Source organism: Gilliamella sp. B2828 (genome assembly GCF_026537125.1).
GTDB lineage: Bacteria > Pseudomonadota > Gammaproteobacteria > Enterobacterales > Orbaceae > Gilliamella.
In genome coordinates this window covers 70051-90381 of the sequence record NZ_JAFNMU010000011.1, presented here as the reverse complement: position 1 = coordinate 90381, position 20331 = coordinate 70051, and the positions used below count along the sequence as shown (strand labels likewise).

General features: G+C 34.9%; 18 protein-coding genes, 1 tRNA gene and 1 pseudogene. 14 read left to right on the top strand and 6 right to left on the bottom strand.

Annotation, left to right across the window (positions count from 1 at the left end; translation table 11 throughout):
- Positions 1 to 97 precede the first annotated feature (97 nt).
- Positions 98 to 1708 carry a T6SS phospholipase effector Tle1-like catalytic domain-containing protein gene (locus J3U19_RS09710; protein ID WP_267340962.1) on the bottom strand — a complete coding sequence of 537 codons (1611 nt, stop codon included), beginning with the start codon at positions 1706 to 1708 and terminating at the stop codon, positions 98 to 100.
- Positions 1709 to 1718: 10 nt separating this feature from the next.
- A complete protein-coding gene (locus tag J3U19_RS09705) occupies positions 1719 to 1952 on the bottom strand; it encodes a hypothetical protein (RefSeq protein WP_267340961.1) in 234 nt (77 codons plus the stop codon).
- Positions 1953 to 3030: 1078 nt separating this feature from the next.
- Here J3U19_RS09705 and J3U19_RS09700 point away from each other — a divergent pair.
- Positions 3031 to 3693: a DUF421 domain-containing protein gene (locus J3U19_RS09700; protein WP_267340959.1), complete on the top strand. Its 663-nt coding sequence runs from the start codon at positions 3031 to 3033 to the stop codon at positions 3691 to 3693.
- Between the two features lie 55 nt (positions 3694 to 3748).
- Here the strand turns inward: J3U19_RS09700 and J3U19_RS09695 are convergent, their stop codons facing one another.
- Entirely contained in the window at positions 3749 to 4021 is a 273-nt protein-coding gene (locus J3U19_RS09695) for a DksA/TraR family C4-type zinc finger protein (RefSeq protein ID WP_267346154.1), read from the bottom strand.
- A gap of 164 nt (positions 4022 to 4185) precedes the next feature.
- On the opposite strand from J3U19_RS09695, the gene msrA reads away from it, so the two are divergent.
- The 3 genes and pseudogenes from msrA to msrB form a co-directional block, all read left to right on the top strand.
- On the top strand, positions 4186 to 4719 hold the full coding sequence (gene msrA, locus J3U19_RS09690) for a peptide-methionine (S)-S-oxide reductase MsrA (RefSeq protein WP_267346152.1): 534 nt from the start codon (positions 4186 to 4188) through the stop codon (positions 4717 to 4719).
- A 15-nt stretch (positions 4720 to 4734) separates the two neighbouring features.
- Positions 4735 to 5262, top strand: coding sequence for a cytochrome b (locus J3U19_RS09685; protein ID WP_267340956.1), 528 nt, complete (start codon positions 4735 to 4737; stop codon positions 5260 to 5262).
- A 44-nt stretch (positions 5263 to 5306) separates the two neighbouring features.
- Positions 5307 to 5747: pseudogene (gene msrB / locus J3U19_RS09680) on the top strand (peptide-methionine (R)-S-oxide reductase MsrB); the annotation flags it as partial.
- A 219-nt stretch (positions 5748 to 5966) separates the two neighbouring features.
- Here the strand turns inward: msrB and lptG are convergent.
- Positions 5967 to 7031, bottom strand: coding sequence for an LPS export ABC transporter permease LptG (gene lptG / locus J3U19_RS09675; protein WP_267340953.1), 1065 nt, complete (start codon positions 7029 to 7031; stop codon positions 5967 to 5969).
- 11 nt (positions 7032 to 7042) lie between these two features.
- Positions 7043 to 8143, bottom strand: a complete 1101-nt coding sequence (gene lptF, locus J3U19_RS09670) for an LPS export ABC transporter permease LptF (protein WP_267346150.1) — start codon at positions 8141 to 8143, stop codon at positions 7043 to 7045.
- A 137-nt stretch (positions 8144 to 8280) separates the two neighbouring features.
- Between lptF and J3U19_RS09665 the strand changes: the two genes are divergently transcribed.
- The 6 genes from J3U19_RS09665 to J3U19_RS09640 all read left to right on the top strand — a co-directional run bounded on the left by J3U19_RS09665 (position 8281) and on the right by J3U19_RS09640 (position 16142).
- The gene (locus J3U19_RS09665; RefSeq protein WP_267340949.1) at positions 8281 to 9762 is read left to right on the top strand and encodes a leucyl aminopeptidase; all 1482 of its coding nucleotides are present in this window, start codon (positions 8281 to 8283) and stop codon (positions 9760 to 9762) included.
- A gap of 17 nt (positions 9763 to 9779) precedes the next feature.
- Positions 9780 to 10235, top strand: coding sequence for a DNA polymerase III subunit chi (locus J3U19_RS09660; RefSeq protein ID WP_267340947.1), 456 nt, complete (start codon positions 9780 to 9782; stop codon positions 10233 to 10235).
- Between the two features lie 305 nt (positions 10236 to 10540).
- Positions 10541 to 11383 carry a Rossmann-like and DUF2520 domain-containing protein gene (locus J3U19_RS09655; protein WP_267346149.1) on the top strand — a complete coding sequence of 281 codons (843 nt, stop codon included), beginning with the start codon at positions 10541 to 10543 and terminating at the stop codon, positions 11381 to 11383.
- Positions 11380 to 12234, top strand: a complete 855-nt coding sequence (panB, locus tag J3U19_RS09650) for a 3-methyl-2-oxobutanoate hydroxymethyltransferase (protein WP_267340944.1) — start codon at positions 11380 to 11382, stop codon at positions 12232 to 12234. The genes J3U19_RS09655 and panB overlap by 4 nt, the downstream gene beginning before the upstream one ends.
- A 4-nt stretch (positions 12235 to 12238) precedes the next feature.
- Positions 12239 to 13087, top strand: a complete 849-nt coding sequence (gene panC / locus J3U19_RS09645) for a pantoate--beta-alanine ligase (protein ID WP_267346148.1) — start codon at positions 12239 to 12241, stop codon at positions 13085 to 13087.
- A gap of 196 nt (positions 13088 to 13283) precedes the next feature.
- Positions 13284 to 16142 (top strand): valine--tRNA ligase, encoded by a 2859-nt coding sequence (locus J3U19_RS09640; RefSeq protein WP_267346147.1) that lies wholly within the window; start codon positions 13284 to 13286, stop codon positions 16140 to 16142.
- A gap of 58 nt (positions 16143 to 16200) precedes the next feature.
- Here J3U19_RS09640 and J3U19_RS09635 read toward each other — a convergent pair whose 3' ends face one another.
- Positions 16201 to 16875, bottom strand: coding sequence for an OmpW family outer membrane protein (locus J3U19_RS09635; protein WP_416380292.1), 675 nt, complete (start codon positions 16873 to 16875; stop codon positions 16201 to 16203).
- A 274-nt stretch (positions 16876 to 17149) separates the two neighbouring features.
- Here J3U19_RS09635 and J3U19_RS09630 point away from each other — a divergent pair.
- From J3U19_RS09630 to J3U19_RS09615, 4 genes are all read left to right on the top strand, one after another.
- Positions 17150 to 17225 (top strand) — tRNA-Lys (locus tag J3U19_RS09630).
- Between the two features lie 205 nt (positions 17226 to 17430).
- On the top strand, positions 17431 to 17763 hold the full coding sequence (locus J3U19_RS09625; protein WP_267340937.1) for a DMT family transporter: 333 nt from the start codon (positions 17431 to 17433) through the stop codon (positions 17761 to 17763).
- 1018 nt (positions 17764 to 18781) lie between these two features.
- Positions 18782 to 19252, top strand: coding sequence for a YhcH/YjgK/YiaL family protein (locus tag J3U19_RS09620; RefSeq protein WP_267346146.1), 471 nt, complete (start codon positions 18782 to 18784; stop codon positions 19250 to 19252).
- A 21-nt stretch (positions 19253 to 19273) separates the two neighbouring features.
- Positions 19274 to 20209: a sugar kinase gene (locus J3U19_RS09615; protein ID WP_267346145.1), complete on the top strand. Its 936-nt coding sequence runs from the start codon at positions 19274 to 19276 to the stop codon at positions 20207 to 20209.
- The last annotated feature ends 122 nt before the right edge of the window (positions 20210 to 20331 follow it).

Sequence of the window (20331 nt, the reverse complement as noted above, 5' to 3'; positions counted from 1 at the left end):
AACTCGGTTAGTGTTACGTGAGGTATGGCAACCGGTGATAAGCATTACCAAACTGACGACGGTAATAATGTGTTTCAACATAAGCAGTCCTTCTATGTTAATGTTCGGGGTGAATGAGCCGTTGCCAATCACCCTGTTGGTTAAGGTGCGGTTGGTGCACTTGCAGTAAACGTGTTTTGACGAACTCTTTTTCACTTTTTGCCGGCCAGCTAATTTTCACTATTTGACCAGTATTTTTTTCAATCAGTTCTTTTTCCGCCGGTTTACTGTAAAAAAAGCGTTCGTATTCGGCCGAGCAGTGGGTATAGTGATTTAACACTAAATGCTTTTCAGCATCGGTTAATGGGTAAGTTTGATAACGGTCGGCGGCGTTAATAATTTTCGTTGCCACACTTTGCAGTTCGTTTGGTATAGCATAACCATCTAAAAAGGGCATAAATTTACAATTTTGTTTGACCGCTTCGTTATACATTACCCTTAAAGCGATGCGATCAAGACCAAATTTAATTTGCCGTTTGACACGAATCGCCCCATAAGCATTGGTATAGTTACTGTTATCGTATTTCACGGCGGTGGTCCATTGGTAAAAGTTTTCTTCGTTCAAGCCATAAAATAGATAGTGTAAATCAGGATGTTGCTGAATTTTCACCAAGGCTTTTTGCAGTTTTTGCTGAATATGAGTTGGTTGCCCTAAATGAAGGTCAGTATGTTGATACACATCGGTAATATAAAGGTTTTCTTCAATATCGTTATTGGGGTAACCACCACCAATATCCGAATGGGCACCGGGCATGCTGATTTTTTTAAAATCATCAGGCACATCGTTCATCGAGAAATTATGCCGATATTCGTGTGCCGCTTGAATGTGTAAACCGGCATCGGTCGAATCGGGGTGAATATGGATATCAATATCAAAAGTGTTGGCATCACCCGCATCAAATAAATTTTCAGGACGGGCAATCCCAGCTACGGTATCAAAAATCCCTAAAAAATGGACTCGACCATTCGCTGTCCCTTGCCAATGGTTGCTTTTTTTCCCGTCTAAGGCTTGATTTAACATTTGGGTTAACGGGTTATTGTGACCTTGTTTATTGCCATCGTTGAGTGTATCGGCAACAAAGTTAGTAAAATAACGGGCGGTGGCTGCCCCCCGGCTAAAACCAAATACGTCGTAGCGAATTTGCTGAATCCGTATTTTCTGGGCTTTTCTTAAAAAAATCTTTAATTGTTTTTCAATTTCGGTGATTGCCCGATTAATTTTGCCCTTGATCCCAGTCGAGCCTAATCCCGTACCAAAACCAATATTGCTATCACTTTTACCGGTTTGGCTACCGACACCTTCAATATAGATTTTTAGTTGATAATGTACCGTACCATTTTTATCTTTTGATAATAATGAAAAATCCTTATCCTCATCAGTATCATACATTTGATATAATTTGTAGACATTCGAATGGTCATTGGTGTAACTGGTGCTGAATACAGGAAAAGCGATTTCAGGTGTTTCGCCTCGGGCAAGCGCCTGTTGATATTCTTCACGCATGCTAATGTTAAATGAGTTATTGGCGGTACCGTCAAAAAATATTCCAATGGTCAATATGACTTCAACTGGTCGTTTAATGATTAGTTGATGTACAGCAACTTCCCCATTAGGACCAATTTTTTTTGTCCTGGCGGTGGTGAATGGGCCTGGTTGGTTATTGTCCATAAAAATTTCCTTATACCAGTTGGGTTAATTGTAGATAAATTGAGTTAGGTGAATTTGCATAAAAGACTTTGGTTTGGCCGTTTTTATCGGTTACACCCTGCTGCTTGTGACTATCGGGTCGTACGGTAATATGGGGCGCTAAACCATTCGTTAAAAAATTTATCCGATGAGGGGATCCTTTATTCATATTATTCCAGATAGGTTTCATGCTTGCTAATAATACTTTATCGTTATCAATACTCATTTAACTTTATTTTGACAAAATATGATGGCTTGTTTTATGTATAAACGTGAGTCATACCTGAGTTGAATTCACGTTAATAAATAATCTAAAAAAGAATATAACATACCCTGTTTCGCATATTTTGCAATCTTTTTTTTTAAAATTCTTTAATTCTGAATTATGAGTATAACTTACTGATATCATTAATAAATCAATAAAATTCTCTTGTGATTTGTTGCCTGAGCATGATCAAAAAAGGAGAAACCGAATTGAAATTTTACCGATTGTTTTTGAACATTTTGCACGGAACGTTGATTCAGTTTTAAAAACTGAATCATCATTTTTACTGAAACATACCCTTTTCCTCAAACTTTTTGACAAAATAACGGACGGCAAAGTGATAAAAAATGGGTTTTACCGACCAATAAGATAAGCCAATAAATAAAATTTTAGTGTGATTAATGGATTGTTTGAAAATTGAGTTTTATAAGTAAATGATCATTTAATTTGTAAAAAATATTTAGGAGTGTATACCATCTCAATTTTGTTCTTACCTTCAATCATCAAAGACGAAGCGGTTAACAAAAGGTCTGGTAAAGTGTTGTATGCATCGGCATCTTTCTTATTATCAGTCAGTTTGTTATTTGTTGATTATCTCGGAAAATGGCCTTTAAATGAGCATAATAATAAGTTTTAAATGTTTAATAGAAGAAACATAAAAAAACATCTTTCTTTTTTATCATTTTATTAATAGTTGCTAAATGATGTTAGCAGTAAGATTGAAGGGCAAAAATCGATATTGATCAAATCATTTTGATTGATAAGAAAATAACTTTCGCTTGATATGCGTAAATAATCGATTTTATGGACTTAATTTTATCAGACTGTTTTTTTAATTTTCAATTAACATTTTTTTAAAATGCATTTTAGAGTAAACTATTATGGTTTCAATTACACTTCAAGTTATTTTTAAAATTGATTTCAACTCAATAAAATTTAGTTAGTTCGTGATACTCATTTTTTAACTGTCATTTATCTGCTTATTTCATTTTACAAAACTTTTGGTTGTTTTAATCGGATAGATTCTTGGAGGTTGGACATGTATTTACTCGAAATGGCCCCAAAATTTTTAGTCGCTCTTATCATTTTACTTATTTATGTTAAGTTATCGGGCAAAAGCCAAATAGCCCCTATGTCGCAATTGGATCAAGTTGGTAGTATGGTGATTGGTGCATTAGTGGGCGGGGCACTTCTTAATTCTAATGTTTCTGCATGGCAATCCGCGGGGTTAGTTGCTATTTGGGCTGGGCTACTCATATTGGTTCGATTCATCAAATCCAAAAACTCACGATTACGAGATGCCATAGACGGTGAGCCGATTCAACTCGTTAAAAATGGTGACTTAATTACTGACAATTTTGCTAAGGCGAATTTGCCTGTCAGAGATTTTGAAACGCTGATCAATATTCAAGGTATATGTGCTTTTAGCCAGTTAAAGCAAGTATGGTATGAATTGAATGGTTCATTAACAATTATCAAAAAAGGGGATAAAGATATCGCTGTGCTAATTATAGAAAATGGTGCGATTAGTGAGGATAATCTTGAACAGTTACATAAAAGCGAGACATGGGTTAAGCATGAAATCAAAAAGCAGGGATATGATAATATCGAGGATATTTTTTGTGCGGAATGGTTTGATAATAAACTGCTGGTTTATCCTTATGATGATGTTCGTAAAAATAATAAAACTCGAAAGTCATAAATCATTATTCAGTAAAATGCAATGAGAGGGAACGGAAATTTCCCTCAAATTAAGATTATCGAAGTTGGCTATCTTTGCTGCCACGGCGGTTATACAGACTAGCCGTTTTAGCTAATTGCTTGTCAATCTCTTGTTGGCAAGACAGACAAAATTGTACACCTGGTAATGCTTCTCGTCTTGCTTGCACAATCGGCTCGCCACACTCACTACAAAAATGAGCACTAATTGTGCCATGTTTTAATTGCCGTCTTGCAATTTCGATGGCATCTGCAATAGTACCTTCGATTTGTTGATTAACAGCATCGTCTGATGCCCATCCACTTGCCATAAAATAGACCCCCTAAAACTGTTACGATACAGTGAAAATATGGTGTTTTTTTAATCTATTTCAAGTAATATGAGTAATAAATAATAAAAAATGCATGATCCAACGTGTTGAAACAGAATAAAAGTGAATAAATTTGCCAAAAATAATTTAATCAGGAGGTTATTATGCAACAATACGAACAAGCAACATTTGCCGGTGGCTGTTTTTGGTGTATGGTAAAACCCTTTGATCAGTACGAAGGAGTAATAAACGTAATATCAGGCTATACAGGCGGACATGTTGAAAATCCAACCTATCAACAAGTTTGTTCGGGCAAAACAGGTCACACCGAGGCTGTACAGATAACATTTGACCCTAAAGTTATCAGTTATAAAAAATTGCTTGATATTTTTTGGCAGCAAATCGATCCTACTGATGCTCAAGGGCAATTTGCTGATCGGGGCGATTCTTATCGACCTGCCATATTTTATCACAACGAATTTCAACATAAACAAGCCTTAGCATCAAAACAAGCGCTGCAAGACAGTGGACGATTTAGCAAAAAGATAGAAGTGGCAATTGAACCTGCGGTAACTTTTTATCCTGCAGAAGATTATCACCAAAATTATTACACAAAAGAACCTATGCACTATAATCAGTATTATCAACGATCAGGGCGAAGCCAGTTTATTGCTCAACATTGGCCCAAAAATAAATAAAAGGATACATACTTTATGGAAAACTACCCAGAATATAATAGCAAACTAAAATGGATCCACTGGTTAACTTTTATACTCGTGTTTTTGGAATTCATCTTGTTAATATTCAAAGTGACGATGTCACAATATTTGGGCGGGATGTTTATGGTTTATCTCTTTCATAAATCCTTTGGAGTGGTGATATTTATGTTAACCATCTTGCGCTTCATTGTTATCAAGGAAGATGGGGTACCCGAAGTTTTACCAAAAAAACAAAAATTACAGCGTATTTTGTCCAAATCAACACAAGGATTTATTTATATTTTATTGATAATGATACCTTTATCAGGCTACTTAATGAGCAGCCGATCGCTCAATTTTTTTGGGATTATCTCAATTCCAGCTATTGATATGTCAAATGCAATGTATCAATTGTTTCATATTTTGCATAAAGTGAGTTCATATCTATTAATTGTTTTACTTATTTTACATATTGTAAGTGCTTTATATCATTACTTTTGGATTAAAGATAAAGTTCTTCAATCCATGCTAAAAGTAAATTAGTTATTGTTGAAAAATTCTTAATTAAATAGGTAAGGTGATTTATGAATAATACATTAAAAGAAAAAGCGATATCACAATTAACACCAATGCAATACTATGTTACTCAACAAAATGGAACCGAACCGCCCCATGATAATGAATTCAATGATAATCATCGGGAAGGGTTGTATGTGGATGTTGTATCGGGCGAACCTTTATTTACTTCTTTTGATAAATTCGATTCTGGATGTGGTTGGCCAAGTTTTTCTAAATCGATAAATAACAAAAATATTATTGAAAAACATGACTACAGTCACGGAATGAATCGCATTGAAGTACGTTCAGCAAAAGGTGACTCTCATCTTGGTCATGTATTTAATGATGGTCCAAAAGCTTTGGGTGGTTTGCGTTACTGTATTAACTCAGCGGCTTTACGTTTTATACCTAAGGAAGAACTCGAGTCTGCCGGTTATGGTCAATATTTAGAGCTTTTTGAAAATACTTAATGCATCCACTCAGTACTACAGATTGTTTAGGATGCATTAAATATTTGTTATCTGAATATTTGTTGATTAAATAAACGGAACATAGCTATATCATTGATATTGAGTGCTATTGTGATTATCAATTCGGCATTGTTAATCATTCAATCAAGAAAGCCCATATAAAATTTTAGATATTTAATTATCTGTTTATATAAAATACCCTAGTATTTAATGATATGCTCAATTTTTTCTTTTAAACAAAATATAGCTGATCAAAAGAAAGACTAAGCTAGTTAACATTGAGCCGATAATAGGGTAGATGCCTATTACAATGCTAGCTTGGGCAAAAAGATTATCAGCAATATAAAAGATAAAGCCACAACTTATACCAATGATCACTCTTACTCCCATCGAAACGCTACGCAAAGGCCCAAAAATAAAGGACAGTGCAAGCAACATCATAACAGCAACCGAAAGCGGTTTAATTATTTTCTTCCAAAAAAGTAAATCATAATTTTTAGTATCTTGACCTGAGCTTTTTAAATATTGTGAATATTGGTATAGCCCAGAAGCAGAAAGAGAATCGGGATCAAATGCCACAATGCTTAACTTGTCAGGGGTAATATTGGTTTTCCATTCCATGGAAAGAATGTTGCTTGTTTGAATTTTATTCTGTTGAGTTAAATCGCTTTTTTCAATTTGGGATAATATCCAAACATTATTTTTGAATACACCATTATCGGCATGAGTTATTGATAATAATTTATTATTATCTACCGAATAGATATCAATGTTGGATATTGAACTGTCGCCATTGACATGACCTATATAGATATAATCATTGCCATCTTTAGTCCATAAGCTACCTTGTTGTGCCATTAATGAACTGCCATAGAGTTTTTCTGAACGCATATTTCGTGCTGTTTGCTCACTAATAGGTGCAACCCATTCTCCAATAGCCATAGTGAGAAGTACTAGTGGTAACGCTGTCTTCATGACTGCTAGGGCAATTTTGAAACGACTGAATCCTGCCGTTTCCATAACTATCAATTCACTACGAGAAGCTAACATTCCTAATCCAATTAAAGCACCAAGCAATGCAGCCATTGGAAAAAAAACTTCTAAATCTTTCGGTACCATCAATAGAGAATAAATACCTACAGCAAAAGCATCGTAATCAACTTTTATCTTTCTTAACTGATCAATAAAACGGATAATGCCTGATAGGCTAATTAATAAAAACAGGCTAATGCCGATAGTACTGATAATGGTTTTACCAATATAGCGATCTAAAATCGAAAACATCCTTTTCTCCTTTATGATGCAATATATTTTAAACGAAGTTTACGCATAAATAAGTTATCCCAACAATTTAACATTATGGCAAGAACAAAATACCCTAGATTGATAATATAAAACCATAAGGCTGGATCTAAACGTCCCTTACCTGCATTGGCTTTAATCGAACTGGCTAATAAAAAATAGACCAAATAGAGCAATAATGCAGGAAGAATTTGTGTTAATCGCCCTTGTCTTGGATTTGATACACTAAGAGGAATCACCAAAAATGCCATGAGCGGAACAGAAATAATAAGGGTTAGCCGCCAATAAAACTCAGCTTGAGCTTTTTGTGTTTTTGTTTTGTATAAGTCAGTTAAACCAAATTGTTGAACATTGCTGATTTCATCATTATTAGAATCGAGTTCTTTAGGTTTAATAATACCCATATAATTGTGAAAGTTCGATATACGAAAATCTTTTAGTTGCGCCGTACCTTCATAGCGATTAGCATCATCAAGAGTGATAACTTGATTGCCTTCTGCATCATTTGCTGTTCTCCCCTTATTGGCGATAATGATTGAAGGTCGCTGATTGTTTTTCGGATTAATTTGAGCAATAAAGATATTTTCCAAATTATTTTTATCGACATTACCAATATAGATCACCGAATTTCCATCAGGGGTTTGCTGAAACTGACCCGATAATAAACCAGCTAAACTCGGATTGATTTTAGCATTTTCAACTAATTGTTCTTGTTTTAAGCTTGACCAAGGTCCAAACCAAAGACAATTGATTGTGGTTAATGTGCAAGTGAGAATACAAAGAAAAAATACCACTTGGTAGTTCAAATTCTTTTTTACGCCACAGGCATGCATAGCGACCATCTCGCTATCTGAATATAAACGCCCAAAGGTCACTAAAACGCCTAAAAATAAGCTTAATGGCAAAATCAAATCTGCCATATTTGATACGCCTAATACCAGCAAAGGCATGATTAAATCACGTGGAACATTTCCTTCTATAGCACTAGATAAAATTCTAATTAACTTTTGAGAAAAGAAAATTAGCAATAATATAAATAATATTGCACCTTGTGTTTTTAATGTTTCTTTGACTAAATATCGACGAATTATCACATTTTACCTATCTTCAGTTTTTATAAATTGGACTATTATAATAGGAATTGCTTTGTTTAGTTATCTTTTTGTTGCTATCGCTCAATGAACGGATAGAATGTTACTCATCATCGTAAATTTCATAAAAGAGAAAATCTATGGAAATTATCATCAAAAATAGTAATTCAATTACAAAACCAAAATCAGCATGTTTAGTCATTGCCGTAAATTCAGATAAAAATCAGTTGGATACATTAAAAGAAGTTGATGCGGCGACTAAAGGACTAGTGAGTCAACTGATCAAATCAGGTGATATAAGTGCTGAACTCGGTAAAACTACTTTTTTATATTCCTGTTCATCTGAATTAAACCAAGAGCTTTTATTTGTTGGTTGTGGAAAGTCAAAAGAATTTGATACTTTCCAATCGAAACAAGTTATCCAATCGGTAATTAAAGAATTATTAGCAAAAAAAGTCAAAAGTGTGAATTGGGATTTGTTAACAGTTAAATCATCTTCAAATCCTGAAATTATTAGACAACTACCTAAAATTATTAATAATATGACCTATTGTTTTGATCAATTCAAATCAAAGAAATCACCGATTCCAAGTTTGGATAAAATTACGTTAATATGCAATGATAAAAAGCAAAATGAATCTTTAACAAACGGTTTATTACAAGGACAAATTATTGCTAATGCTATTAGTACCACAAAAACGATAGCCAATATGCCATCAAATATTTGCAATGCTCAATATCTAGCTGATCAGGCCAAGCAATTAGGCAAAAAGCACTCATCTTTAAAAGTTTCATGCTTAGGTGAGAAAGAGTTAGCTAAATTAAACATGAATGCCTATTTAGCTGTAGGTCGTGGTTCTGCAAATGAATCGATAATGACTGTCATTGAATATCATGGCGCTAAAGATAAAAAAGCTCAGCCTTATGTGCTTGTGGGTAAAGGATTAACATTTGATTCTGGCGGGATTTCTATTAAACCTTCTGCAGGTATGGACGAGATGAAGTATGATATGTGTGGAGCTGCGACCGTTTTTGGTGTTATGCAGGCCGTTGCTGAGCTAAAACTTCCAGTTAATGTTGTAGGGGTAATGGCAGGTTGTGAAAACATGCCTGATGGCAACAGTTATCGACCAGGTGATATTCTAACAACCATGTCTGGAACTACGGTCGAAATCATTAACACTGATGCTGAAGGGCGTTTAGTATTATGTGATGCTTTAACCTATGTTGAACGTTATAATCCAAAAACTGTTATTGATATCGCGACCTTAACCGGTGCTTGCATTGTTGCATTAGGTCACCACTATACTGGGGTTATGGGTAATAACAAAAATTTAGTTAACCAATTAGTTTTAGCATCCAATAAAGCTGGTGATAAAGCATGGGAATTACCGATTGATAATAATTTTCAAGAGCAGATTAACTCAACTTGTGCAGACATTGTCAATGCCGGAGGTCGTGATGGCGGAACGATTACTGCAGCTTGTTTCTTATCACGCTTTACCGAAAAATATCATTGGGCTCATTTAGACATCGCAGGTACCGCTTGGCAATCAGGTGCAAAAAAAGGTGCAACAGGTCGTCCGGTAGCAATGTTAATTGAATATTTATTAACGCAATAGACTGATCTTTCATTTTTATGAAAAAAGTGATTTTTTATCTTTTAGAGAACCAAAAACCGGCAAGTGAATCGGGTGTTTTGTTTCATGAAAAACTCGCTTGTGAAAAAATTGCTGAAATCTGGCAAGCTAACAAAAGAATCTTAGTTGCTTGCCAAGATCAGCAACAGGCTGAACGTATAGATGAATACCTTTGGCAACTTGATACTGATCATTTTGTACCACATAACTTAGCTGGTGAAGGATTGAAAGGGGGGTCTCCTGTCGAGATTTGTTGGCCGCAAAAACGCAGTAATGGTCATCGACATATATTGATTAATTTACAAGAACAGTTTCCTGAATTTGCTGCTGTGTATTCTGATATTGTGGATTTTGTACCAGTAAACGAAAAGTTGAAGGATTTGGCAAGAATAAGGTATAAATTTTATAAAGAAGCTGGATTCAATTTAAAAACGATACCTGTTACTTGCAAGTGATTTTATACCATTGCCTTTAAATCTAAAGGCGATGGTATAAAATTGGTTAACTTGAAAGGGTGATGGTACATGCTGGTTCGATGAGAGTAAGCTTATAAAATCGTTTTATTGGCGACATAACGTTATTCTTTATTGAAGCCAATAAAAAGATCAAGAGCCATTTAAAAAAGTGAGTTTTATTTCATCTCAACAAAATCATAATCACCTTTAAAGTTTAAATCTCATTAATTTTATTAAAATTAATCGGATTGAAAATCAATCTGATTAGGCTATAATGCAATCTTTTTTAAAAAGATAGAATAATAATGATTATCGGTTTTATAGGTGCGGGTAAAGTTGGTTGTACTTTAGCGAAGTACTTTTCATTATGTGGTTTTAATCTTGCTGGTTTTTATAGTCGATCTTATGAAGATGCAAAAAAAGCTGGTGATTTCACGCAAAGTAAGGCTTATTTATCGATAAGTGATTTAGTTAAAGATTGTGATTGCTTATTTGTTACTGTATCTGATGGTCAAATATTGTGTGTATGGCAAGAGCTTTGTCAGTTACCTATAGCGAATAAATGGATTGGTCATTGTAGCGGTTTACTCACATCCCATCTCTTTAGTCAAAATAAAACTGTTCATCCCTTTGCTTTTTCATTACACCCCTTATATGCTATCTATGATAGATTTGGCTGTTACTCTGCAATGCCAGGTGTCTCTTTTACACTGGAAGCCAATCCCCGTATCATTCCGCAATTACAAGCTTTGTTTACACCATTGAAAAATCCTTTGGCAATCCTTTCTGCCAGTAAAAAACCTCTTTATCATGCAGCCTGTGTCATGCTCAGCAACCAAGTCATTGCTTTAGTACAAATAGGAATAGAATTACTGAATCAATGTGAGCTCAATAGTGAATTTAGCGAACAAGCATGGCATCCTTTATTTTTGGGTAATGCAAAGAGTACTTGCAAAAAAGGGGTAATTAATGCTTTAACTGGACCGATTGAACGTGGTGATATTAATACTATTAAACAACATATCATGGTCATGCCAGATGAATTAAGACCGATTTATAAACAATTATCAATCATTTTACTTAATATCAGTCGAAAAAAACATCCTAATAAAGATTATCGACAACTAGAATTGGAGCTGTTTTCGTGAAAAATACTATTATAACCTTACAAAAACGTAAAGAAAATCAACAAAAAATTACCATGCTAACAGCATATGATTACACAACGGCCAAACTTATGGATGAAAGTGGAGTCGATTGTTTACTTGTAGGTGACTCTTTAGGGATGGTTATGCTGGGCTATGAAAGTACAGTATCTGTTACCATGGAAGATATGATTCATCATTCAAAAGCGGTGGCAAAAGCGGCTAAAACGGCTTTGGTTGTTACGGACTTACCCTTCATGTCTTATCATACCTCCGCCTATGATGCTGTTTATAATGCAGGGAGATTAATTAAAGAAGGTCAAGCGCAAGCCATAAAACTTGAAGGAGGGCAAGCGTTTTGTGATCATATCAAACGGATTGCTCAAGCTTCTATTCCTGTTATTGCTCATATCGGTTTAATGCCGCAATCCGTTTTAGCTTTAGGCGGTTATAAAGTTCAAGGTAAAGATTATCAAGACGCTAAAAATATTGTGCTCGATGCTTTAGCTGTTGAACAAGCTGGTGCTTCTGCACTTTTGTTAGAATGTGTCCCTGCTGAGTTGGCTAAGTTCATCACAGAGCTTGTCAATATTCCAACCATTGGTATTGGCGCGGGAGTCGGATGTGATGGACAAGTGTTAGTTTATCAAGATATGTTGTCAATGTATGATGGCGTATCTTCAAAATTTGTTAAAACCTTTGCACCGGTAGGTGAACAAATGAAGAAGGCATTTGGTGAGTATTGCCAAGAAGTAAAACAACAACAATACCCTGCATCGATTCATGAGTTTGCGATTGATGATGAAATTATGCAAAATTTGAAAAGTGAATTTTTGAATAGCAAAAAAGGATAAAATGATGAAAGTTGTAACAACGATTAATGAGGTTCGTAAGCAAGTTAACACTTGGCGACAGTCTGGGAATAGCATAGGGTTGGTGCCGACAATGGGATTTTTGCATGAAGGTCATCAAAGCTTAATGCAAGCAGCTAAACAACATAATCAAAAAGTGATTGTGACGATTTTTGTCAATCCTATTCAATTTGGACCTTCAGAGGATCTTGCCAGTTATCCACGCGATTTAGACCGAGATAAAATTGCCTGTGAACAGATGGGCGTTGATCTAATTTTTTGCCCAGACGTCAGTGAAATGTATTCCCCTAATTTTGATAGTTATGTTGATGTAAATGGATTGACGGAATCTTTATGTGGTAAAAAACGCCCAGGACATTTTAAAGGGGTTTGCACAGTTGTAACCAAATTATTCAATATTGTTCAACCGGATCGTGCCTATTTCGGACAAAAAGATGCACAACAATTAGCTGTAATTAAACGTATGGTAATGGATCTGAATTTTAATATTGAAATCATCGGCTGTCCTATTGTTCGTGAATCTGATGGACTGGCTAAAAGTTCTCGTAATAGTTATTTGTCTGAAAGTGAACGAGCAGCGGCGATTTGTCTTTACCAAGCAATTGAATGTGCACAAGCGATGATTGACCAAGGTGAAAAATCCGTTAGCCTCCTTATCCAAGCAATGCGAGAGCTAATAAGCAAACAACCTTTGGCAAAAGTTGATTATATTGAGTTTGTCGATCTCGCTACCTTGAAATCGATTGATTTACTTGCTCAAGACAGTTTATGTGCTTTAGCAGTTTATATTGGTAATACACGATTAATTGATAATTTGATTTATCAACATGATTAATTCAATATTAACTTTAAAATTCATATATAAAAAACCGCTTTTCAATAAGCGGTTTTTTATATCAATTATCAATTGGATAAAGTTTTAATCATATATTAAATCAACGAGTTTATTATTCTGCTAATTTATTGTTTAGCTATTTTACTGTAGAATATAAAGCATTTTTATGCCTTGAATTAGGATTTATGCATCAATTATGAAAAACACGACTTACAATCCACAAGAAATTGAACAACCTATCTATAAACATTGGGAAGAAAGCGGTTATTTCAAACCCAATGGCGACAAATCTCAACCAAGCTACTGTATTGCTATACCACCACCGAATGTAACGGGTAGTTTACATATGGGTCATGCATTTCAGCAAACTATCATGGATGCGTTGATTCGTTATCATCGTATGCAGGGTAACAATACTCTTTGGCAATCAGGTACTGATCATGCTGGTATTGCTACTCAAATGGTTGTTGAACGTAAAATTGCTGCTGAAGAAAACAAAACTCGTCATGATTACGGTCGTGAAGCATTTATTGATAAAATTTGGCAATGGAAAGCAGAATCAGGTGGTAGTATCACCAAACAAATGCGTCGGTTAGGTGATTCTGTAGATTGGGATCGCGAACGATTTACTATGGACACAGGCTTATCCAATGCAGTAAAAGAAGTGTTTGTGAGATTATACCAAGAGGATTTAATTTATCGTGGTAAACGTCTAGTAAATTGGGATCCTAAGCTTCGTACAGCGATATCGGATCTTGAAGTGGAAAACCGAGACGTTAAAGGCTCAATGTGGTATTTACGTTATCCTCTTGCTGATGGTGCCAAAACAGCAGAAGGCAAAGATTATTTAGTTGTTGCCACAACTCGACCAGAAACATTATTAGGTGATACAGGTGTTGCAGTTAATCCCGAGGATCCACGTTATAAAGAGTTAGTGGGTAAATATGTTTTATTACCATTGGTAAATCGTCGTATTCCGATTATTGGTGATGAACATGCCGATATGACTAAAGGTACAGGTTGTGTAAAAATTACACCAGCTCATGATTTTAATGATTACGAAGTAGGGCGTCGTCATCAATTACCGATGATCAATATTTTCACTTTTGATGGTGATGTTCGTACACAAGCAGAAGTATTTGATACCAATGGTGAGGTAAGCACTGTTTACACGACGGAAATTCCAGCAGAATTCCAAAATTTAGAACGTTTTGCTGCACGTAAAGCCATTGTTGCTCAGTGTGAAGCATTAGATATCTTAGAGAAAATTGAACCACATGATCTCACTATTCCTTATGGCGATCGTGGTGGTGTGGTTATTGAACCTATGTTGACAGATCAATGGTATGTTCGAGCGAAAGTGCTTGCTGAACCTGCTATTGATGCTGTAAAAAATGGTGATATCCAATTTGTTCCAAAGCAGTACGAAAATATGTATTTTTCTTGGATGAATGATATACAAGATTGGTGTATTTCTCGTCAATTATGGTGGGGGCACCGTATTCCAGCTTGGTATGATGACCAAGGTAATGTCTATGTAGGTCGTGATGAAGCAGAAGTACGGCGTGAAAACAACTTATCGAGCGACATTGAATTATGGCAAGATGAAGATGTACTTGATACTTGGTTCTCATCCGCACTATGGACATTTTCAACTTTAGGTTGGCCAGAACATACCGATGATTTAGCGACCTTTCACCCAACTAATGTATTAGTAACTGGGTTCGATATTATTTTCTTCTGGGTAGCTAGAATGATTATGATGACCATGCACTTTATTAAAGATGAGCATGGTAAACCACAAGTGCCATTTAAAACGGTATATGTCACAGGTTTAATTCGTGATGAAGAAGGGCAAAAAATGTCTAAATCTAAAGGTAACGTGATTGATCCTTTAGATATGATTGATGGTATTTCATTAGCCAATCTGTTAGAAAAACGTACTGGCAATATGATGCAACCACAGTTAGCTGAAAAAATTGCCAAACGAACAGAAAAGCAATTTCCAAATGGTATTGAAGCACATGGGACTGATGCACTACGCTTTACATTAGCGGCACTGGCCTCAACTGGGCGTGATATTAATTGGGATCTAAAGCGTTTAGAAGGTTATCGCAACTTCTGTAATAAATTATGGAATGCAAGCCGTTATGTATTAATAAATACCGAAGAACATGATTGTGGTTTTAAAGGTGGGGATTTAGACTATTCACTGTCAGACAAATGGATTTTAGCGGAATTTAACCAAACTGTTAAAGCATATCGTGAAGCATTTGATACCTACCGCTTTGATTTAGCCGCTAATATTTTATATGAATTTACTTGGAATCAGTTCTGTGACTGGTATTTAGAACTCACTAAATCAGTATTAGCTAACGGTGAACAATCTGCACAACGTGCTGCTCGCCATACTTTGGTTACTGTTCTTGAAGCGTTATTGCGCCTTGCGCATCCAATTATTCCATTTATTACTGAAGCAATTTGGCAAAATGTGAAAGGGATAATGAATATCAAAGCTGATACGATTATGCTACAACCAATACCAGCATTCGATGAAAAGCATATTAATGAAGAAGCGGTTGCTGATATTAATTGGATTAAAGATGTTGTGATTGCTGTACGTAATATTCGTGCTGAAATGAACATTGCACCAAGTAAGCCATTGCAATTACTGATTCGCCAAGCTTCACCAACAGTTCATCGTATTGTAGGTAATAATATTAGTTTCATTAAAACGTTAGCTAGACTTTCTGAAATCATTTTACTTGATGAAGGTGAAAATGGTCCATTATCCGTAACTAAATTGCTCGATGGTGCAGAACTACTTATACCAATGGCGGGATTAATCAACAAAGAAGATGAATTAGCTCGTCTTGAAAAAGAGATTACTCGCATTGATAATGAAATAGCCCGTATTGCGAATAAATTATCAAATGCCAGCTTTGTTGACAAAGCACCTGCCGTAGTGGTTGCTAAGGAAAAAGAAAAACAACAAGGTTATATTGAGGATAAAGCAAAACTGCAAGAGCAGTATTCTGCAATCAAGAATCTATAATTTAGGAATACAAAATCTCTCGTTAATTTTATTAGCGAGAGATTTTTCTACCAAAAGCCTAAAATTTATAACCCACACCAAACATTGCAACCCATGGGTCTAATTGATAATTAGCCGTTACTTTAGTATTACCTAAATGCGTTGTTGCTTTAGTTTCAATATCAATATAACGTAATTGTGCATTAATAAGCCAATTTTGATTAATGGAATAATCAACCCCAATTTGCGCAGCTAAACCCCAAGAGTTATCAAGATCTAAACCATGGAATCCTGCTTTTTTAGCTTCACCACTGAGTTTTTCATCAAAGAAGAAAGTATAGTTTACCCCAACACCAACATAAGGCTGAAATTCAAATTTTGAATCAAGGGGATACCAAACAGCACTTAATGTGGGTGGTAAATGCTTAATTTTACCAAGATGAGCACCTGACAACCCCGTTGAATTACCACCGCCAAGTTTAACTTGATGGCTAAAAGGCGTTGCGGCTAATAGCTCGATACCGATGTTATCGGTTATCATATATTGAAAATTTAAACCAATTTGCGTGTCATTATCGACCTTTGCTTTTAAATCGCTTTTTGCTCCACCGACTTTTACATGATCGCTCTTATCTTCTGGATGAACATAAACAGGACCACCACGGATAATAATTTCATTCGCCTGATGGGCATAAACCATTGAACTGGCAAATCCCATTGAAATAAGCATTGCAATAGATGATATTTTCACCATTTCCCCCTAATGTTATCTTATAATTCACAATTTGATGATCGTTAAATGAAACTTTTATAAAATTTTATTCACTCGTTGTCCATTCATAACTTGGTTGATGTCATATTAAGCTAATATTAAGCTATATAAAGAATAGATTTGGAGATCATAACCTATTCAATTTTTTGATAATATCACAAAATATTCGATAAATCTGAGAGTTAGATCAAAGTTTATATAAAATCTATGGGTTGCATTAATCTTAAAGCTTAGATAAAATAAAAAAATATTTAGTGGGTTGTTAGCTCAGTCGGTAGAGCAGTTGACTCTTAATCAATTGGTCGCGGGTTCGATCCCCTCACAACCCACCATTAAAAATCTTCCTTTTCAGCGATATTCAAAATTAACCAGCTATCTAGTTTACTTATCATTTAAAATAACAATATAGTTGTAAAACTCTAGCAGGTTTTGATTTTATACCTTTTAGGGTGATCAAATTGAACAATTTAAGCTTTTAAATCTGATTTGTTGAAAGTTAGGATTAAGACTACCATTTTAAACAATGTAGGTATCTGAATGAACTCATATTTTTTTCTTTTTTTGGCGATAATTTGTGAAGTGATTGCGACTTCTTCATTGAAGTTATCCAATGGCTTTACTCATTTGGTTTTTTCTATCATTACTATCATTGGATACAGTGCTTCTTTTTATGTACTGTCACTAGCGTTAAAAACTATCCCTGTTGGAATTGCTTATGCGATTTGGTCAGGAATCGGGATCGTTCTTATTAGTTTAATTGCTTGGATTTTTATGAAACAAACTTTAGATCTTGCCGCCTTAATTGGTATGGGATTTATTATGTTTGGTGTTGTGATCATTAATCTTTTTTCGAATGTGTCTGGGCATTAAATTTTTAAACAAGTAATTTAATCGCACAGTTGTTAATGTTCATCATTATTTTTTGTAGAATAATCGTGTCAGTTGTCTCATATTGGTAATATGAACATGCTGGTAATGGTATACAGAATTAGATCTGGTTGATCATGATGTAATTTTTCACGTTGAATTAATTTTAATGGCTTACCTTTCAGTGTACAGAACTAAAAGCGATTGGTCATTGTACAAAAAATCAATACATGACCAATATGATAGAGCTATGGATATAAGCTGCAAATTCATTAAATCTAAACCCATTCTCATTTCGCTTACCGGCAGACTGTTATTTATCCGGTTTTATTTTACCGTTAAGGCATTTTTTGAAGAACAGACTGTTAATTGCATTAGCGATTTACCTTGTTGAATTGTTGGTTTTAGCATCAGTTGAATCATCAATTTCACCATCATAAAAATGCGGGAATAATCAACTAACGGTCGGGTCATGCGTGATGGTTATCAAGACCAGTGATCAATACGTTTTTTCAGTATTACTGCTAGTTGTAGTAAGAAAAACTGCTAAGGTTTTTTCATCGTTTATTTTTGCAGTGCATAATATAACACCAATGAAACTTATAAATAAGTTGTAATGATAAAAGTATTTAGTAATGTTGTACTTAAATTCGTAATAAAAGCAATAAAACATTTCTGATTAGATGATGAGTTAATTAAGTTAGAGTTGAAAATTCAAGATGAAACTTAAATGGCAATCATCTCCATCAAACTTTTTTCAATCGCATTGCAGACTAACGTCCTATTGTCAGAAAAAACATGTCTGTTTTACCGCATTTAGAAAATGATTTCACTTCATTAAAAAATAGCGGAATTTTTAAACTTAGCAGAGAATAAACTCTTTTTTATTTATTCGCTCTACAAAAAAGCTCGACTTAAGTATATACTCTTTATCAATTTAATTGCTTTATCTTGGCTTGTTTTGTTGGCGTAATGCAATTAGCCATATTTGTTTTCATCAATTTGTAAAGGATCATTGAGTATGATTTTAGGTAATATTAACCATTTGGATTTAGTCCCATATTTACCCGACAGAATTAAGCAATCAATTGAATACATTAAAGATAATGTCAACATTAACACACCAGTAGGACGTTATGATATTGATGGCGATAATGTGTTTTTTATGGTGTCTGATAGTACTTTACGCCATATATACGAGGCTAATCCTGAATTTCACAAAAAATACCTTGATGTTCAAATTGTATTGGAAGGACAAGAGGGAATCGCAGTAAGTACATTACCACCTCATACTAAGGTGTTAGACGATAAATTAGCTGATAATGATATTGCTTTTATCGAGACACCATCAGAAGAAACCATGATAATATTACAGTCGAACGATTTTATTGTCTTTATACCCAACGAAGTTCATAAACCGCTTTGTTCTATCAATAATAAGATTACAACGGTTCGTAAAGTAGTGGTTAAAATCGCATTGGATTATTTATAATTAGGTCAAGGATACAACAATATGGCTACAAATATCGCTGTTATTGGCGAATGTATGATTGAATTGTCGATGAAGCAAGAATCGACAACACGCAGTTTTGGTGGTGATACACTTAATACATCGGTCTATTTATCACGTTTATTACAAGGTAAAGAGTTTATAATTCACTATGTAACGGGATTAGGCACTGATCCTTTTAGTCAAGAGATGGTGGACAGTTGGCAAAAAGAGCACATTAAAACTGATTTAGTACAAAGAATGCCGGATAAGATGCCAGGTCTTTATTCAATTGTCACAGATGATCAGGGTGAGCGTTCTTTCTATTATTGGCGTAATGATGCTGCGGCAAAGTTTTGGTTGAAAACAGCCGAAACAGAAAAAATAGCTGAACAAATTGCTCATTGTGATTATGTCTATTTGAGTGGTATCAGTATTGCGATTTTAGATGCGGAAAGTATTCTTAAATTAGTCGATCTTTTAAAACGAGTGAAAACTAACGGTGGTAAAGTGATTTTCGATAATAACTTCCGTCCACGTTTATGGAGTAGCCTTGATTTAGCTCGAAGCGTTTATCGTGATATTCTGAGCTATACCGATATTGCATTTTTAACGTTAGATGATGAAGATTTGCTGTGGGGTAAATTACCTTATGAGCAAGTGATTGAGCGCACTAAAAACTTTGGTGTGAATGAAATCATCATTAAACGAGGTAGCGATAGCTGCATTGTTGATTGTGTTGAGGGCCGCTTTTACATACCCGCTAATAAAATCGTTAAGGATAAAATTATCGATACAACAGCAGCAGGGGATTCATTTAGTGCGGGTTACCTTGGAGCACGCTTAAGCGGTCGAAACCCTTCACAATCAGCATTACAAGGGCATTTAGTTGCCGGTACGGTAATCCAATATCGTGGTGCAATTATTCCTTTAGAAGCAACTCCAAAATTAATCGATTAATATCAAATAACTAAAAAACGGTCTTTGAAGACCGTTTTTATTTTAGCAAGTAGATTTGTCAAAAAGTTTCAGGTTATCGATACGTTTGAGTATATAATAACAAATATATTGTAGTAGTACAT

What these genes read in the sequence shown, in the direction of transcription:
- J3U19_RS09705 (WP_267340961.1), bottom strand. Translation starts at nt 1,952, where the DNA reads ATGAGTATTGATAACGATAAAGTATTATTAGCAAGCATGAAACCTATC.
- J3U19_RS09665 (WP_267340949.1), top strand. Translation starts at nt 8,281, where the DNA reads ATGGAAATTATCATCAAAAATAGTAATTCAATTACAAAACCAAAATCA.
- J3U19_RS09625 (WP_267340937.1), top strand. Translation starts at nt 17,431, where the DNA reads ATGAACTCATATTTTTTTCTTTTTTTGGCGATAATTTGTGAAGTGATT.
- J3U19_RS09615 (WP_267346145.1), top strand. Translation starts at nt 19,274, where the DNA reads ATGGCTACAAATATCGCTGTTATTGGCGAATGTATGATTGAATTGTCG.
- J3U19_RS09695 (WP_267346154.1), bottom strand. Translation starts at nt 4,021, where the DNA reads ATGGCAAGTGGATGGGCATCAGACGATGCTGTTAATCAACAAATCGAA.
- J3U19_RS09640 (WP_267346147.1), top strand. Translation starts at nt 13,284, where the DNA reads ATGAAAAACACGACTTACAATCCACAAGAAATTGAACAACCTATCTAT.
- J3U19_RS09710 (WP_267340962.1), bottom strand. Translation starts at nt 1,708, where the DNA reads ATGGACAATAACCAACCAGGCCCATTCACCACCGCCAGGACAAAAAAA.
- J3U19_RS09620 (WP_267346146.1), top strand. Translation starts at nt 18,782, where the DNA reads ATGATTTTAGGTAATATTAACCATTTGGATTTAGTCCCATATTTACCC.
- msrA (WP_267346152.1), top strand. Translation starts at nt 4,186, where the DNA reads ATGCAACAATACGAACAAGCAACATTTGCCGGTGGCTGTTTTTGGTGT.
- lptG (WP_267340953.1), bottom strand. Translation starts at nt 7,031, where the DNA reads ATGTTTTCGATTTTAGATCGCTATATTGGTAAAACCATTATCAGTACT.
- J3U19_RS09660 (WP_267340947.1), top strand. Translation starts at nt 9,780, where the DNA reads ATGAAAAAAGTGATTTTTTATCTTTTAGAGAACCAAAAACCGGCAAGT.
- J3U19_RS09635 (WP_416380292.1), bottom strand. Translation starts at nt 16,875, where the DNA reads ATGGTGAAAATATCATCTATTGCAATGCTTATTTCAATGGGATTTGCC.
- J3U19_RS09700 (WP_267340959.1), top strand. Translation starts at nt 3,031, where the DNA reads ATGTATTTACTCGAAATGGCCCCAAAATTTTTAGTCGCTCTTATCATT.
- J3U19_RS09655 (WP_267346149.1), top strand. Translation starts at nt 10,541, where the DNA reads ATGATTATCGGTTTTATAGGTGCGGGTAAAGTTGGTTGTACTTTAGCG.
- J3U19_RS09685 (WP_267340956.1), top strand. Translation starts at nt 4,735, where the DNA reads ATGGAAAACTACCCAGAATATAATAGCAAACTAAAATGGATCCACTGG.
- panC (WP_267346148.1), top strand. Translation starts at nt 12,239, where the DNA reads ATGAAAGTTGTAACAACGATTAATGAGGTTCGTAAGCAAGTTAACACT.